The organism is Orbaceae bacterium lpD01, assembly GCA_036251705.1.
GTDB classification, from domain to species: domain Bacteria; phylum Pseudomonadota; class Gammaproteobacteria; order Enterobacterales; family Orbaceae; genus Utexia; species Utexia brackfieldae.
The window spans coordinates 1,204,153-1,221,575 of sequence record CP133959.1; the positions used below are offsets into that span (position 1 = coordinate 1,204,153).

The window sequence follows — 17,423 nt, forward strand, 5'->3', positions numbered from 1 at the left end:
TATAAAAAAAAATATCAAATTATGGTTATAATAGCGAAGTTTATGACTATTTTGAGCTAATAATTTATGAATAATTTAAGAGAACTCACGCTGAGAGGCATGATTTTAGGTGCTTTGATCACTGTGGTATTTACCGCTTCTAATGTCTATTTAGGGCTTAAAGTGGGCTTAACCTTTTCTTCCGCAATTCCTGCGGCGGTCATTTCAATGGCTGTGTTACGTTTTTTTAGTGGTTCCACTATTTTAGAAAATAATATGGTTCAGACGCAAGCTTCAGCTGCGGGTACGTTATCATCGATTATTTTTGTATTACCCGGATTGCTGATGATTGGCTATTGGCAAAACTTTCCGTTTTGGAGCACGATGGCCATCTGTGCGGCGGGGGGCATGCTTGGGGTACTTTTCTCGATTCCTTTACGTCATGTGATGGTCGTGAAGAGTGATCTGCCTTATCCAGAAGGGGTTGCGGCAGCAGAAATTCTTAAAGCTGGCCATGAAGATGAAAATGAAGAGAGTGATACAGAAGTTCGAACCAGCAGAGGTCTTAAAGATATTTTGTTTGGGGGCACGATTGCTGCAGTGGTGAGCTTTTTAACCGGTGGATTACGGGCTATTTCAGATAGTACCGCTTACTGGTTTGCTTCAGGTAAAGCGATTTTTCAATTACCGATGGGTTTTTCATTAGCGTTATTAAGTGCTGGATATCTAGTGGGTATTGCTTCCGGTATCGCCATTTTGATTGGCAACTTAATTGCTTGGGGCGTGGCCATTCCGGTATTAAGTTCAATGGCTGACTATCCTGCAGGAGCTGATTTAAGTGATGTTGCTATGGGCTTATGGGCAAGTAATATTCGCTTCATTGGTGCAGGTACCTTAGCGATTGCCGCTATCTGGACTTTGTTATCATTGATTAAGCCGGTTATTGAAGGCTTAAAAATTTCATTTCGTTCGCTGAAATCAGAAAATGGTCAGCAAAAGATTGAAAGAACTGAACAAGATCTATCGCCTAAAACAATCTTACTTATTATGGCTGCCATGCTCATTATTTTAGTGGTGACATTTTATGGTTTTGTGAGTGATAGTGGTCTATCAGAAGGTGTCGCTTGGTCGTTAATCATCTGCGCCGTACTGTTTGCTTTTATTATGGGCTTTTTAGTTGCGGCAGCATGTGGCTATATGGCGGGATTAGTCGGATCGTCGGCCAGTCCTATTTCCGGTATCGGCATTATTGCGGTAACAGTGATCTCTTTACTGTTACTTGGTTTAGGTGAGATAAATGGTATGTTGGATCATGCCGCTAACGGTCAATTTGCCACAGCGCTTGCGCTATTTACGACTGCGGCAGTATTGGCGATTGCGACGATCTCAAACGATAATCTGCAAGATCTCAAAACCGGTTATTTAGTTAAAGCAACCCCATGGCGCCAGCAAGTTGCCTTGCTTATCGGCTGTGTGGTTGGGGCCATTGTGATTGCGCCAGTACTGGATATTCTATACCAAGCCTATGGTTTTACCGGGGCAATGCCGCGTGCGGGGATGGATACTTCACAAGTATTAGCAGCACCACAAGCGACACTGATGACGACGATTGCGACAGGTATTTTTTCTCATAAACTTGAATGGAATATGATTATTATTGGTCTGATTTTAGGGGCAGTGATTATTGTGATTGATCTGTTACTGGCAAAACGTCAATCTAAATTTCGTTTACCGGCTTTAGCAGTTGGTATGGGCATCTATTTGCCGCCAGTGATTACTACACCGTTAATTATTGGATCTGTTTTATCCTGGTTGATTCGTCGCATGGTCGCCAAACGAACTTCACAAGCTGAATTTAAAAAGGCTTACCAGAAAGTTGATCGTAAAGCGACTCTGATTGCTTCAGGATTAATCGTCGGTGAAAGTTTAGTTGGGGTTATTCTTGCAGTCTGTATCGTCCTGAGTATTAGTAGTGGTTATAGCGATGCACCGCTATCAATCAGTAGTTGGATGGGTGAAGTATTCGGTACACAAGTCGGCGTTGTTGAGCAGTTATTCGGCTTAATCTTATTTGTGGTTATCTGTATCAGTTTTGTTCGCCGTGCGATGAGTGCAATGAAGACGAAAAAATAATTCGGATAGTGATGAAGTGATTCATTAATATCATTGGGTAGTCTGGCTACCCATTTTTTTCGCTTAAATATATCGCTGTATATTATTAATTCAGCCACATACACCACCCAACATGAGAGCAGATTTTATCTGTATGATTTCAGCAGTGCTTCTTCATCTGGTTGGCATGATGAATGCAAACATCATGAATGCAAAACAGTTCTAAACTTGAAGGTTATGGGGTCAATAGAACCAGATGATAATAGAGAATATGATATTAACATTGAAGTTAAAGGGAAAATACGCGTACTAAGGTGAGTACGCGTTTAGATGCAATCAGGATTGATGTTCAGTTAAACGAGGAAAATCTTCATTGGTTCTTAAGGTTAATACCTCACATCCATTATCGGTGACCAGTAAGGTATGTTCATATTGAGCTGACAGACTGTGATCTTTAGTCTTAACTGTCCAGCCATCTTTCATGGTTCTGGTTTTCCAGTCTCCGGCATTGATCATTGGTTCAATGGTGAAGGTCATCCCCGGTTTTAAAATTACCCCATTATCGTCGCCATCATAGTGTAACACTTGTGGCTCCTCATGATAGACCTGACCAATACCATGACCGCAATATTCACGAACCGATGAAAATCCTGCTGACTCGGCATGCTTTTGAATCGTTTTACCAATTTCACGCAAGCGTAAACCAGGCTTAACTAGACGGATAGCCTTATATAAACACGCTTGCGTCACCTTACACAAGCGTTCGCCAAGAATCGACGGTTTGCCTGCGATATACATTCTTGAGGTATCACCATGAAAACCATCTTTAATCACGGTCACATCGATATTTAAGATATCACCCTCTTTGATTTTTTTTTCAAAATTTGGGATACCATGACAAACGACATCATTGATTGAGATACAACTGGTGTGCTGATAACCATGATAACCAATATTGGCCGGAATCGCTTTTTGCACATTGATAATATAATCGTAACAGATTTTATCTAGTTCACCGGTGCTTATCCCTGGTTTGACGTATGGTTCAATCATCTCCAATACATCAGCTGCTAATTTACCTGCAATACGCATTTTTTCAATTTGCTCAGGCGTCTTAATCGTTATACTCATGACAGTTAACCCTTCAATTTTACTTGTGTTCATTCTAGCATAAAATTATCGCTATTTCAGTATTCGGTGAGTGATATTAGTGATGAATGAAATAGGATTAATCAGCTGTGGATCTCATGACTCTTGCTCAATCTTAGAGACGATATGGGTCACCTTAATCAGCCTGAATAAATAAGATTGCGCATTTAACGTACTTAAGGATAGAGCAAGAGGGTATCCTCAATACCTGTCATCATCAAATATCAGTTGACAGGCATAAAGGGGGGGGGAGCGCCAAAGCTATGACTTGTTGGCTAAGGCAGCTTTCTCGGTACGTTTAAAGATTAATGTATTGTTTATTGACTGCTGTTTATCAAATTGATAACCCTCGGTATTAAACTCGGTTAATGCAGCAGGGGTATTTAACCGATTTTTAATGATAAACCGGCTCATCAAACCACGCGCTTTTTTCGCGTAAAAGCTAATAATCTTATATTCGCCCTTTTTTTCATCCATAAATATCGGTTTAATAACCGGAAATTTTAATGCTTGCTGAGGCAGTACTTTAAAATATTCGTCAGAAGCCAGATTAATTAGCGCCGGATTATCCTGTTCAGCTAGTTGTTGATTAAGATTATCGGTGAGCTGATTGGCCCAAAAAGCGTAAAGGTTTTTACCTTTGCTATTATCTAAACGGATACCCATTTCCAGACGATAGGGCTGTATTAAATCAAGGGGACGAAGCAGACCATATAATCCAGATAAAATGCGTAAATGATGTTGAGCAAAAGTGAAATCTTGCTCAACAAAATCATCGGTATTTAAGCCTTCATAAACATCACCTTTAAAGGCTAAGATAGCTTGGCGTGCGTTGTCTAATGTAAAAGGTTGATGCCATTGTGCGAAACGTTCATGATTTAATTTGGCTAACGCAGGACTAATTTTCATCAGCTTTTCAAGGTCAGACTGGGTTAATTGGCGGGCCCGTTCAATTAATTGTTGTGAATTGGCTAACATGGCAGGCTGGCTTAATTGCTTGGTTTTTATAGGGCTTTCGTAATCAAGTGTTTTGGCTGGTGAGATGACAGTTAACATAACCATTCCTTATTTGAGATGGACCGATGCACATAAACCGGACAATATAGAAACTATTATAGAGAAAATAACAGCAAATACACTAATCGATTTAAATTATTTGTATCACTCTCAGGTAGTTAGTGTAAACTATCGACAAATTTTCTTGCGTGATTATGATTAGGTGTAATATTGGAAATTTCTATCGATAGCAAACAATTAACTGATTGGTTGACTATGTTAGGCACAGCGTATTATCAATGTGAATATTGTCAAGGATTGCATATTGTTCGGGTCAAAGATCAGAATGAGATTGATGACGCCAAAATTGAACTGATTGATGATATTCTTTATTATCGAATAACCGTCGAAGTCAAACAAAGTGCTATAGCCTCTCTGATTGCGGACTTAAGCCTTATCAATGCTTCTTCTCCGATACTTAAAGTGTTCTTAGAACTCCAAGATGAAGGTAATGCAAAATTTGTGATTATGCACACTATCAGTTGTGGTGAAGGGTTAAGTTTAAAGCAATTTATTCTCTTTATGCAGCAGTTCGAAGAGCAAGCGCTACAATTAGTCAGTGAACTTAAACAGTGTGATGTGCTCATTGATGCAGCATTACCAAATAGTACTGCGTTATCATCATCGCAAACATATCATTAATTTTCTATTTTAGCGGTTGAATTATTTTTTGTTTTTTTTTTGAACATTTAATTTAAATTTGTTGTATATCGCTTTTTAATGGTGGACTTATTTTAAAATTAAGGTATTCTTTGCCCCGTAGAGCGAGGGTGGTGTCCTAATTTGTTGTTTGTCTTTTTAGGAATGAAAAGACTAGACGAAGAATCAGTTTTATTAATCGAATCAATTCTCCGGTTGGTCATTACAAAATAACTGACTCGCGGTTACCTCGGATTTGCCTAACCAGCAAAATTTGGGTGTCTGCTTTTAATTTTAAATATAAAAGACAGGCATTGTGTTCAACACTGTGTTTCACCCGAGCGTGTGGGAGTTGTGCGGATGTTTACTCAACGTAACAAATTTTTTACAAATAAATCTTTATTATCTATCACTTCAATGATCTTAGGCGCAACTATCGCCGTATCTCAGCCGGTACTGGCTAAAGATGATTCTGTTCGTGTCTATAACTGGGCTGGACAAATCGGTTCGTCAACGATATCTGATTTTGAAAAAACAACGAATATTAAGGTCGTTTATGATGTTTTTGATTCTAACGAAGTGTTAGAAGGCAAACTCATGGCGGGACGTTCTGGTTTTGACGTTGTCTCTCCTTCTGATAGTTTTCTGGCGCGTCAGATTCAATCTGACATTTATCTTCCGCTTGATAAGAGTAAGTTGCCAAATTGGAACAATTTAGATCCTAACTTAATGAAGTTAATGGCATCTCATGATCCTGACAACAAATATGCGATTCCTTATGTCTGGATGACAACAGGTATTGGCTATAATGTCGATATGATCAAGGCACGTTTAGGTGATGATGCTCCCGTTGATAGTTGGGATTTGATTTTTAAACCAGAAAATTTAGAAAAATTAAAAGATTGTGGTGTCGCTTTTCTTGATGCCCCAACTGAAGTTTTTGCCAGTGTGCTTAACTATTTAGGTAAAGATCCAAATAGTCCTGATGCGAAAGATTATACTGGTACGGCTTATGATCTATTAGCTAAATTAAGACCTAATATTCGTTATTTCCATTCATCACAGTATATTAATGATATTGCCAATGGCGATATTTGTGTTGTGTTAGGTTGGTCTGGCGATATTTTACAAGCGCGCGATCGTGCAAAAGAAGCGAAAAATGGCGTCAACATCCGCTATTTTATTCCGAAAGAGGGAGCGTTAGTCTTCTTTGATACTTTTGCTATTCCAAAAGATGCGGAAAACGTTGAAGCGGCTCATGAATTCCTTAACTTTATTTTACGTCCGGAAATTGCGGCACAAGTGACTAATGATGTTAATTTTGCCAGCGCAAATAAAGCAGCAGATGCATTCATTCGTACCGAGATTCGTCAAGATCCCGCCATTTATCCGACGCCTGAAATAATGGAGAAGTTATTTACCTTAAAAGTGCAAGATCCAAAATTAGAGCGCGTAATGACGCGAACCTGGACGAAGGTTAGAACAGGTAAGTAAAATTAGTCTAATTGTGATGCAATAACGGAATTCACTTTTTGTTATTTACACAACTAGGTAAGTAACAAATACGGACGGTAGCCAATAAGCCTACCGTCTCGTTTTTTTATGGCATACTGTTTGTGAGGAATGCTGAAAATGAATGAACATGTAATACCAGTACAAAATCATCCTAATCGAAAAAAATTAGCGACGCCTTTATTAGAAATCAAAAATCTCACTAAGATATTTGGTGGTGACTATTATGCGGTTGATGATATCAATTTAACGATTTACGAAGGTGAAATTTTTGCTTTACTCGGTGCTTCAGGTAGCGGTAAGTCGACATTACTTCGTATGCTGGCTGGTTTTGAACAACCGACATCAGGTCAAATTTTACTTGATGGACAGGATCTTTCATTAGTTGCTCCTTATGAGCGTCCGATCAATATGATGTTTCAGTCTTATGCACTATTTCCGCATATGACCGTTGAACAAAATATTGCCTTTGGATTAAAGCAAGATAAATTAGATAAACAAGAGATTAAACGGCGCGTTGAAGAGATGCTTTCGCTAGTTCATATGGAAGAGTTTGGTAAGCGTAAACCGCATCAGCTTTCAGGTGGACAACGTCAACGGGTTGCTTTAGCGCGTAGTTTGGCGAAGCGTCCGCGTTTATTGCTACTCGATGAGCCGATGGGGGCTTTAGATAAAAAATTACGTGATCGAATGCAACTTGAAGTGGTCGATATCTTAGAACAAGTCGGTGCGACATGTGTCATGGTGACTCATGACCAGGAAGAGGCCATGACCATGGCCGGCCGTATTGCGATTATGAATAAAGGTCAGTTCGTGCAAATTGGCGAGCCTGAAGAGATTTATGAGCATCCGACCAGTCTTTATAGCGCTGAATTTATTGGTTCAGTAAATATCTTTAAAGGTATGCTACAAGAAACCTTAGAAGATGGACTGGTGATTAACTGTCCAATGCTTAAACATCCGATTAAAGTTGATTATGACTCTCCTGTTATTGATGGTGTTCCTATCATGGTAGCACTGCGTCCTGAAAAAATTAAATGGTGTGATGAGATCCCTGACGATAGATATAACTTCGCGGTAGGTGAAGTGGTGAATATCGCCTATTTAGGTGACTTATCAATTTATCATGTTCAGTTGCATAGTGGACAGATCGTTATTGCTCAGCTACAAAATGAGGATCGATTTAGAAAAGGCATGCCAACTTGGGGTGATGATATGTATCTCAGCTGGGATGTTGATAGCTGTGTGGTATTAACAGAATGATTCTTTGTTTTTTTGGATAGTAGGAGGCTCTCAGTGCGTACGATTGGGTCTTGTTTTCTATTGCATATATTAGTATTAGTACTGTCGTACTATTACTCTGTATCGCATGAAGTAGTTTATATGGTCAGTGTGGATATTTGGTTGACACTGTTAACCGTCGGTATCTTAATTTCATTTTTTGGATTATTTTTAATTCAATATAAAGCGTCAAGATTTGCTTACTGGCTGGTTATCATCGGTAGTATTCCATTTATTCCTGTCGGTGGTTTACTGATCTATTTTTCATTGAAAAATATGAAAAAAGTGCAAGATGACTCTGATTTAATGGCACTTTATGGTCGGCTTTTTGTCACCGCGGTGCCTTATCTTTGGATGTCGTTGCTATTTTTATTACCCTTCTTAATTGTGTTTAAATTAAGTTTTTCAGAGATGGTTAGAGCGATTCCACCTTATACTGACTTAGTCTCATGGGATGAGGGATTACTCAATATTTCACTGAATTTTGGTAACTATTTAAATTTACTCGATGATACACTTTATATCAGTGCTTATTTGCAGTCACTCCAAATTGCCTTTATATCAACGGTATTGTGTATTTTAATCGGTTATCCCTTAGCCTGGGCGATCTCGCAGTGTAAATCATCAACCCGAAATATTTTATTATTATTAGTGATTTTACCGTCGTGGACCTCTTTTTTGATTCGGGTTTATGCCTGGATCGGTATTTTAAAGAATAATGGCTTGCTGAATAATTTCTTGATGTGGCTCGGTGTTATTGATCATCCATTAGTAATTTTGAATACTAATTTAGCCGTTTATATCGGTATTGTTTACTCCTATTTACCGTTTGTTGTGTTACCTATCTATAACTCTTTAGTGAAGGTAGATAATACCCTGATTGAAGCTGCACTTGATTTAGGTTGTAAACCGATTAAAACCTTCTTCTCTGTGATTATTCCATTAACCAAAAGCGGTATTATCGCCGGCGGTATGTTAGTTTTCATACCCGCAGTGGGTGAGTACGTGATTCCTGAACTACTTGGCGGTTCTGATACGATTATGATAGGTCGCGTATTGTGGCAAGAGTTCTTTAATAATCGAGATTGGCCAGCGGCAGCGGCAGTTGCTTCGGTGATGCTATTAATATTGATCATTCCAATATTCTATTTTAATAAGTATCAGAATAAAGAGATGGGAGGGAAGTAATGATGAATACTCAAATTATTGTGCGATCAGCGGCGGGTGTATTTATTGGTACTTTAGTCGCGTCATTTATTTTAACGATATTGATTTCATCAATCTCATTGATTGATCTGGTGCTTTCACCTGCTCAGTATGCAGATATTTTTATCGGGGTATTCGTTTTTAGTCTGATTGTGACGTTTATTGTGACATTGGCCTTAACGCTAAAAAGTCTCAAGGCATTAATCTTAATCGTGGTATTTTCTTTTTTATATATCCCGATGTTAATGCTGGTGATTTACTCATTTAATAGCTCTCGTCTGGTCACAGTCTGGGCGAGTTGGTCAACGAAGTGGTACGGCGAACTCTTTAATAATAGTGCTTTAATTAAAGCGGTGATTTTAAGTCTCAGTATTGCAGCTGCCTCGGCGACCGTTGCTGTTGTACTGGGCACATTAGCTTCGTTTACGATTGTTCGTTTCCGTCGTTTCCGTGGTGCTAACTTATTCTCTTTTATGATGACAGCGCCATTGGTGATGCCTGATGTGATTACCGGTTTAGCCTTACTGTTGCTGTTTGTTGCGATGGGGCAGGCGATTGGTTGGCCGCAAGATCGTGGTGCGTTAACTATTTGGCTTGCACATGTGACGTTCTGTACTGCTTATGTCACGGTGGTGGTCAGTGCCAGATTAAGGGAACTAGATAAATCGTTAGAAGAGGCGGCGATGGATCTTGGCGCTAATCCATTGAAGGTCTTCTTTATTATTACGATTCCCATGATCATTCCGGCTTTGGTCTCTGGCTGGTTATTGGCATTTACCTTATCGCTTGATGATCTCGTGATAGCCAGTTTCGTGGCTGGACCGGGCGCAACAACACTACCGATGCTGATTTTCTCGAAAGTACGTTTAGGGGTCGACCCACAAATCAATGCTTTAGCCACTATCATACTCTTGATTGTTGGTATTATTGGCTTTGTGTCATGGCTGTTGATCAGACGTGCAGAAAGACGTCATTTAAAAGAGCTTCGTCGCCATTAGTCTGCTTTCTCGAGCCGATATTTGAATATCGGCTCTCTTTTCTCTCTATTCCTGCTATTTTATAGTTATCTGTGAACTCTTTTTATTTGTCTGTACGCCTATTGCTTGATTGAGTCCGTGTGTCTACAAGCCACATAACCGGCTCAATCAAGGCCATTAAAAGATGAGACGTGTTGCTGTCTGGTTAACCATACTCGATAATCTCTTGGTATCTTGATATCATCAGACTGGTGCGATGCGACATAAGCTATTCGATGAGTATATTGTCCATCAGATAAGCAACTAGCCATAGCCAATTAACTCGTTAACGCTCATTGTCAAACTGACTGTAAGCGGTTTTAGCCGGTATGTTTGTTACCTACCTCTGTTTCTGGCTATTCGATAATCCGACTAATTTCATCCTGATTCAGTGAAGGCACCTGCCGGGTAAATAGACGAGTTAAGTAAAGCAGATAAATAAAACCTAGCAATAGCCATAACAGGCCAATTTTCATCGCCATACTGTCCAGATGTGTCCATAACCAGAGTGAAAGGATGACGCCAATCGCCGGAAGTAAACCATATTTAAGCAGATTGATAACCGTGTAGTGGTGACGGTTAATCAGATAGCTTTTAATGACGCATAAATTGACAAAGGTGAAGGCAACCAGTGCACCAAAGCTAATCATTGAAACGACTAAGCTGAGTGATAACACTAAAGATAACAGTGAAAAAACAGCGACAAACAGGATTGAGAGATAGGGGGTATGGAATCGTCTATGTACACGATAGAAAATTTTTCTTGGCAAAACGCCTTCACGTCCCATGGCAAAGAAAATTCTCGAGATACTTGTTTGTGCCGTCATCGCTGAAGCAAATACCCCGGTTAAATAGGCTGCTAAGAAGAAGCTAGATAAGAAATGGCCACCTAATTGGGTAAAATCACCTACATGCCTGACAATAATTAAACTGGCGGTATCTTCATTACTACCGATAAATTGTGACCAGTCAGGATAGGCCACATGAGCGGCATAAGAGACGACCAGAAAAATACTACCGGCAATCACCACTGTCCATAAAATTGCTTTGGGGAGCGTTTTGCTGGCATTATTGGACTCTTCGGCTAATGTTGCAATGGCATCAAAGCCCAAAAAAGCTAAGCAGAGAACCGCCGCGCCGGATAATAGACCACTAAAATCATGGCGACCAAATTCGAGCGGTTTTAACAGATTTTCAGGACTCAGATCGGCGCCAGAAAATGCCAAAATCACGAATAGCAGAATAAAGATCATTTGCACAATGATTAAGGTAAAGTTGACTGAATTGATCAGTTTGATACCTAAATAGTTGAGAAAGCTGACGCTGGATAATGACAATATGACGAAGACCGATTCCGGAATAAAGGGGAAACGGTCATGCAAATAGAGACCTAACACAATATAGTTTAAGATTGGCAGAAATAAGTAATCGAGGATTTGTGTCCAGCCAACTAAAAAACCCATTTTACCGCCAAAAGTGTGCTGTACATAGGAGTAAGCAGAACCTGAAAGAGGTAATAAATTGGTCATTCGACAGTAACTTAAAGCGGTAAAAAAGATCATGATCAGCGTAATGATATAAGCGATTGGCAAATGGCCGTTACTTAATACTGTCACTTGTCCATAGGTGGTAAAGATGCCCAGTGGCACCATATAAGCAAGACCGAAAGCAACAAGTGCAGGTGTGGTTAAAACACGTTTCATTTTTATTGTGGACATGATTGTTTCTCTCTCCCTAGTCCAAAACGACAATAAAAAACGACTAACAGACTTTATCGTTATATTCACCAGCCTAAAAAGTGGTAGCGAATTGTCCCACAATTGGCTAATTATGCAAGTTTTTTGTCCTTGATAAGCTAGATTGATTTATGTTTATCTTATTTATCAATAACATAGGAGAGTTTTTTCTGATGCTGATTATTATGGCAATTCTTTTTTGAAAAGCAGGCGATTTGCTGATGCGGATGAGATAAATGACATTGTAATTAACTAATTGAATATAATAAATATTACGCTGTCGAGAAGCGCGATTGATTGAACTCATTGAAGCTGAAATATGGTTGATATCGAGCTGATTTGGCGGCAAATAGTTAAATCCATGGATCAAAAACGATACCGAAAAGGCCTTATATTTGCTCATCGGTATCGTTAGTAAGGTGACAGGTCAGGATTAAATGACGGGCACGCCACCCACAATGGTGCTGAGTACGTTTACCTGCTCAATATCCTCTGCGGCAATCTGGAAAGGATTCCTATCTAAAATAATCAGATCGGCAAATTTACCCACTTCAATTGAACCTAATTGATCTTCATAGCCGATAGCATAAGCCGCATCTATTGTTGCTGCGCGCAAGGTTTCGATCGCCGTGAGATTTCGATCGGTATCAAGACGCGGGGCATTGGCTTGACTGATTTTACGTGTCATCGCCACTTTAAAGTCATACCATTCATTAAGTGGATCGATAGGCCAGTCACTCCCAAAGGCGATACGTGCACCGGCATCGAGAAATTTCGCAATTGGTTCAAGTTCAGCAAAACGAGTTTCACCGATAATACTTTTGTCATCATCCATTAACGCTTGGGGCATACCGGCCCACTGGAAAGAGAGTGAGGCAATCACATTTAATTGTGCAAATCGCTGATATTGATGAGGGGCTGCAAGCTCATTATGTACAAATGCTGGGCGAATGTCTTTATTGGGTAGTTGTTGACGCATTTTCTCAACGGCATTGAGACAAACTTCGATTGCGCCTTCCGCCACGGTATGCATATGTGGATGAAACCCGGCTTGGCTGACTTCGAGGACTAAATGTTCCAAAATATCATTCGGATAATAGAGATCGCCATAGCGATCAGACTCAACATAGCAGGGTTCTGCGGCATTTCCTTGATTGTCTAAATAGGGCGAAAGGAGTGACGCAGTCATAATCGGTTTATGCAGCACACCGTCAACAAAGAATTTGGTATGTTTAATCGCGATACCAGGTTTGGGTGACAGCTGTTTATCGGTATATTTTTCGGCAAAAGCAGCCATACGACTGACTGCCGCTGAAACTGACGCTAACGTTGATGCATCATCAGGGGTGATTTCTCTTGCACCAAATACTCTTAGTGTGAGCTGATTTTGCAATTTAAGTTGGCTAAATGCATCAAATTGTATCGGTAGTGCCCTGGCATCCATCACGGTAGTGACGCCCTGGCGATTAAGTATGGTTTGGACATTCTTGGCAATGACCTGTGCTTGTGCATCATTGATACCGGGAATACTATCGAAGGCGCGCATGGCCGGCGCATCTTCTAAAATACCATTGAGTGAACCATCGTCATTCCGGCCGATTTTGCCATCGCTGGGTGAAGGGGTATTTTCATCGAGCCCGAAGAGTGTTAATGCTCGACTATTGGCGACAAGCGTATGACAGTCATTAGAGAATAAAATAACCGGACGACGGGTACTTAAGGTATCGAGATCGGCGCGGGTGATATCGGTACCGCTTGGTAACATTCCTTGACGTAACCACGCACGAACTTGTAACCAGTCGTTCTCATCGGTGAAACTATCCTGATCCAGATGTTTTTGGATACGTGAGAGTGTTTGAGCGATAGTTAAACTCTCATAATTGAGGTGGCAGCCGGAAAGTTGCAGTCCGCCCCAGAATGGATGAAGATGAGAGTCAATAATACCGGGCATCATCGTTTTACCTGCCAGATCATTAACCTGCGTGTTTTCATTAATATATTTTTTTATTTCTTGGTTAGTGCCGCTGGCAATAATATAACCATCTGCGATGGCAATCGCTTCACACACCTGATTGTGCTTGTCAGCCGTAAAAATATAACCATTAATAAAAACAGTCTCTGCATGGTGATGATTAATAGTCAATGTCCTACTCCTTTTAACCAAACAAGGTGAATAATAAAATACGAAACGTCGATTCGTCATAAAAGTAACCGCAAAAGATAACAGATTGCCATTTTCTGGCAAGTAAAAAATCGGTCAGTTAATAAAAACGACGGTATTGATTTTTAATGAAAGCATATTATCTGTATGAAAGTCAGTATTCTCAAAGATTCACAGATTCATGGTATTGATTATTTTGTAAGGTTCAGATGATGCTATTAAGCGAATAACCTGTATAAGCTGCTGATCGTCATTCATATTAAAGATAATAGTGATGGCTTAATTTAATGTAGTTAATAACGCTTTGATTACGGATGATTTATCATAAAAGCATTGTGTTTATCGGTGAATCAGGTTTAAAATGCATGTCATGTTACAACGTCACCAAGAGATATTATGAAGTATCAACAATTAGAGAACCTTGAATGTGGCTGGAAATGGACCTATTTAATTAAGAAACACCGCGAAGGTGAGGCGATTACACGGTATATTGAAAGAAGTGCCGCCGACGCTGCCGTACTCGAATTGATGAAATTAGAGAACACCCCGGTGAGTGTGCTTGAATGGATTCAGCAACATATGAATCCGGTGTTGGATAATAAGTTAAAACAGACCATTCGAGCGAGAAGAAAAAGGCATTTTAATGCTGAACAACAGTCTTTACGTAAAAAATCGATTGATCTTGAGTTTTTAGTGTGGCAACGTTTAGCACAGTTAGCCAAACGTCGGCAATCAACTTTATCTGAGACGATTATCCAGTTAATTGATGATGCAGAGAAAAAAGAGCACTATGCGCACAAGATGTCTTCATTAAAGCAGGATTTAGAGTCACTGCTGTTTGTATCTGATGATAATTGATCTCAGATAAATATGGTATGTTACGAGCAATATGGCGTTGATGATCATTCTATTTGACCCGTTGCTTAAGCAATTTGATATAGGTTATAGGTATAAGTATGGGTAAATCCCTGGTAATAGTCGAATCACCAGCTAAAGCGAAAACAATAAACAAGTATTTAGGTAAGGAGTTTATTGTTAAGTCGAGTGTTGGCCATATACGTGATCTGCCTGTGAGTGGCACAGGACAAAAACGAACGTCTTTAGCAAAAAGTAGTGGTGATAAAAAGACCAAAGTAAAGCGTTCGCCAGAACAGGCGTTAGTTGATCGTATGGGCGTTGATCCTTATCATGATTGGCAAGCACACTATGAAATTTTACCTGGTAAAGAGCGTGTCGTCTCTGAGTTAAAAAAATTAGCCAAAGATGCTGATACCATCTATCTCGCGACCGACTTGGATAGAGAGGGAGAGGCGATTGCCTGGCACTTGAAAGAGGTGATTGGCGGGGATGATGCTAAATATCGTCGCGTGGTGTTTAATGAGATAACCAAAAGTGCGATTCAAAATGCCTTTAAATCGCCTGATAAGCTTGATATTGATCGCGTTAATGCACAGCAGGCGAGACGTTTTATGGATCGCGTGGTGGGCTTTATGCTCTCGCCGCTATTATGGAAAAAGTTAGCCAGAGGATTATCGGCTGGGCGTGTTCAATCCGTTGCAGTTAAATTAGTGGTTGAACGTGAACGTGAAATTCGTGCTTTTGTACCGGAAGAGTTTTGGGAGCTTCAGGCCGATCTATTAACCCTTAAAAAAGTGTCGTTGCCGATGCAAGTGACACATTTTAAAGATGCTGCTTATAAGCCAAAAAACAAACAAGATATTGATCTTGCGCTGGCGTTGCTTGGCAAAGAAACTTATCAGGTTATTGAGCGTGAAGATAAACCGACTAAAAGTCGCGCTTCCGCCCCTTTTATCACCTCAACATTACAGCAAGCGGCAAGTACTCGTCTTGGCTTTGGCGTTAAGAAAACCATGTTACTGGCTCAGCGTTTATATGAAGCGGGTTACATTACCTATATGCGTACTGACTCAACGAACTTAAGTCAGGATGCGTTACAGATGGTGCGCGGTTATATCGATAAACAGTTTGGTCAGCAATATTTACCGAAAGCGGCTAACTTTTTCTCCAGCAAACAAAATTCACAAGAAGCACATGAAGCGATTCGACCTTCTGATGTTGAGCTATTAGCCGAAAAAATTAAAGATGTTGAAGCGGATGCGAAAAAACTCTATCAATTGATTTGGCAGCAATTTGTTGCCTGTCAAATGGCAGAAGCTGAGTATGATTCAACGACTATCACGGTTCAGGCTGGCGACTTTACTTTGAAGGCAAAAGGCCGAACATTACGTTTTGATGGTTGGACAAAAGTACAACCGGCACTGCGTAAAAATGATGAAGATAAAATATTACCGGTTGTGGCCGTCAATGATAAATTATCACTTGAAGCCTTACAGCCAACACAACATTTTACTAAACCACCGGCGCGTTTTAATGAAGCCTCTTTGGTTAGAGAACTTGAAAAGCGGGGGATTGGTCGTCCTTCAACTTATGCAACGATCATCTCAACGATTCAAGATCGCGGTTACGTTAGATTAGAGAATCGTCGCTTTTTTGCTGAAAAAATTGGTGAGATTGTTACCGATCGTTTGACCGAAAATTTTGACGATTTAATGAGCTATGATTTTACTGCGCGAATGGAAGATGCACTGGATGATGTTGCGACTAAGAAAATCAAATGGAAAACCGTCCTTAATGATTTTTTTGGTGATTTCTCTTCGCATTTAACATTAGCCGAAAAAGATCCTGAAGCTGGTGGCATGCGCCTTAATCCATTGGTGATGACACCTGAGATTATCTGTCCTAATTGTGGACGCCCAATGGGGATTAAAACGGCCAGTTCAGGCGTGTTTTTAGCCTGTACGGGTTATAGTCTGCCGCCGAAAGAGCGCTGTAAACAGACGTTAAATCTGATTCCAGAACATGAAGCGATCAATATTTTAGAAGATGCGGATTCAGCGGAAACCACCGCTTTACGCGCAAAACATCGCTGTAAGATTTGTCATACGGCAATGGACAGTTATCTGCTTGATAGCAATCGTAAATTGCACATTTGTGGTAATAACCCGATTTGTGATGGCTTTGAAATTGAAGAGGGTGATTTTAAAGTTAAAGGTTATGAAGGGCCGGTTGTTGAATGTGATAAGTGTGGATCGGATATGCATTTAAAATCAGGACGGTTTGGGATTTACATGGGCTGTACCAATCCCGATTGTAAAAATACGCGTAAGATTTTAAAAAATGGTGAGGTAGCGCCACCGAAAGAGGATCCGGTTGAACTCCCTGAGCTGAAATGTAGTAAATCGGATGCCTATTTTGTACTACGTGATGGGGCGGCAGGGATCTTCTTGGCAGCAAATACTTTCCCTAAATCGCGAGAGACAAGAGCGCCATTAGTGGAAGAGCTGGTTCGATTTAAAGACAGATTACCGGAGAAATTCTATTATTTGACTGAGGCACCGGTTAAAGATCCAGAAGGGAATCAAACCATGGTTCGTTTTAGCCGTAAAAATAAACAGCAGTATATCTCCTCGGAAAAAGAGGGCAAAGCGACAGGCTGGGCGCTACATTATGTCAACGGAAAATGGGTAGATATGAAAACCAAATAGTCCGGTTGGG

Annotated in this window: 12 protein-coding genes; 8 read left to right on the forward strand and 4 right to left on the reverse strand. The window is 40.2% G+C overall.

Annotated features, from left to right (window positions below):
* The first annotated feature begins 66 nt into the window (after nucleotides 1–66).
* Nucleotides 67–2,112, forward strand: a complete 2,046-nt coding sequence (locus RHO15_05450; GenBank protein WVD62926.1) for an oligopeptide transporter, OPT family — start codon at nucleotides 67–69, stop codon at nucleotides 2,110–2,112.
* Nucleotides 2,113–2,427: 315 nt separating this feature from the next.
* On the opposite strand, the gene map is transcribed toward RHO15_05450, so the two are convergent.
* Nucleotides 2,428–3,222, reverse strand: coding sequence for a type I methionyl aminopeptidase (map, locus tag RHO15_05455; protein ID WVD62927.1), 795 nt, complete (start codon nucleotides 3,220–3,222; stop codon nucleotides 2,428–2,430).
* Between the two features lie 279 nt (nucleotides 3,223–3,501).
* Entirely contained in the window at nucleotides 3,502–4,296 is a 795-nt protein-coding gene (gene yaaA, locus RHO15_05460; GenBank protein WVD62928.1) for a peroxide stress protein YaaA, read from the reverse strand.
* A 171-nt stretch (nucleotides 4,297–4,467) separates the two neighbouring features.
* Between yaaA and RHO15_05465 the strand changes: the two genes are divergently transcribed.
* From RHO15_05465 to RHO15_05485, 5 genes are all read left to right on the forward strand, one after another.
* On the forward strand, nucleotides 4,468–4,938 hold the full coding sequence (locus RHO15_05465; protein ID WVD62929.1) for a hypothetical protein: 471 nt from the start codon (nucleotides 4,468–4,470) through the stop codon (nucleotides 4,936–4,938).
* A gap of 357 nt (nucleotides 4,939–5,295) precedes the next feature.
* Nucleotides 5,296–6,429, forward strand: a complete 1,134-nt coding sequence (locus RHO15_05470) for an extracellular solute-binding protein (protein WVD62930.1) — start codon at nucleotides 5,296–5,298, stop codon at nucleotides 6,427–6,429.
* Between the two features lie 138 nt (nucleotides 6,430–6,567).
* Complete coding sequence (gene potG / locus RHO15_05475) at nucleotides 6,568–7,710, forward strand: putrescine ABC transporter ATP-binding subunit PotG (protein WVD62931.1); 1,143 nt, start codon at nucleotides 6,568–6,570, stop codon at nucleotides 7,708–7,710.
* Nucleotides 7,711–7,743: 33 nt separating this feature from the next.
* On the forward strand, nucleotides 7,744–8,916 hold the full coding sequence (potH, locus tag RHO15_05480; GenBank protein ID WVD62932.1) for a putrescine ABC transporter permease PotH: 1,173 nt from the start codon (nucleotides 7,744–7,746) through the stop codon (nucleotides 8,914–8,916).
* A gap of 2 nt (nucleotides 8,917–8,918) precedes the next feature.
* Entirely contained in the window at nucleotides 8,919–9,932 is a 1,014-nt protein-coding gene (locus tag RHO15_05485; GenBank protein ID WVD62933.1) for an ABC transporter permease subunit, read from the forward strand.
* A 374-nt stretch (nucleotides 9,933–10,306) separates the two neighbouring features.
* On the opposite strand, the gene RHO15_05490 is transcribed toward RHO15_05485, so the two are convergent.
* Both RHO15_05490 and RHO15_05495 read right to left on the reverse strand, forming a co-directional pair.
* Nucleotides 10,307–11,668 carry an APC family permease gene (locus RHO15_05490; protein ID WVD62934.1) on the reverse strand — a complete coding sequence of 454 codons (1,362 nt, stop codon included), beginning with the start codon at nucleotides 11,666–11,668 and terminating at the stop codon, nucleotides 10,307–10,309.
* Between the two features lie 451 nt (nucleotides 11,669–12,119).
* Complete coding sequence (locus RHO15_05495) at nucleotides 12,120–13,829, reverse strand: amidohydrolase family protein (GenBank protein ID WVD62935.1); 1,710 nt, start codon at nucleotides 13,827–13,829, stop codon at nucleotides 12,120–12,122.
* Nucleotides 13,830–14,243: 414 nt separating this feature from the next.
* Between RHO15_05495 and matP the strand changes: the two genes are divergently transcribed.
* Nucleotides 14,244–14,705, forward strand: a complete 462-nt coding sequence (matP, locus tag RHO15_05500) for a macrodomain Ter protein MatP (protein ID WVD62936.1) — start codon at nucleotides 14,244–14,246, stop codon at nucleotides 14,703–14,705.
* Nucleotides 14,706–14,803: 98 nt separating this feature from the next.
* The gene (gene topA, locus RHO15_05505) at nucleotides 14,804–17,413 is read left to right on the forward strand and encodes a type I DNA topoisomerase (GenBank protein WVD62937.1); all 2,610 of its coding nucleotides are present in this window, start codon (nucleotides 14,804–14,806) and stop codon (nucleotides 17,411–17,413) included.
* Nucleotides 17,414–17,423: the final 10 nt, after the last annotated feature.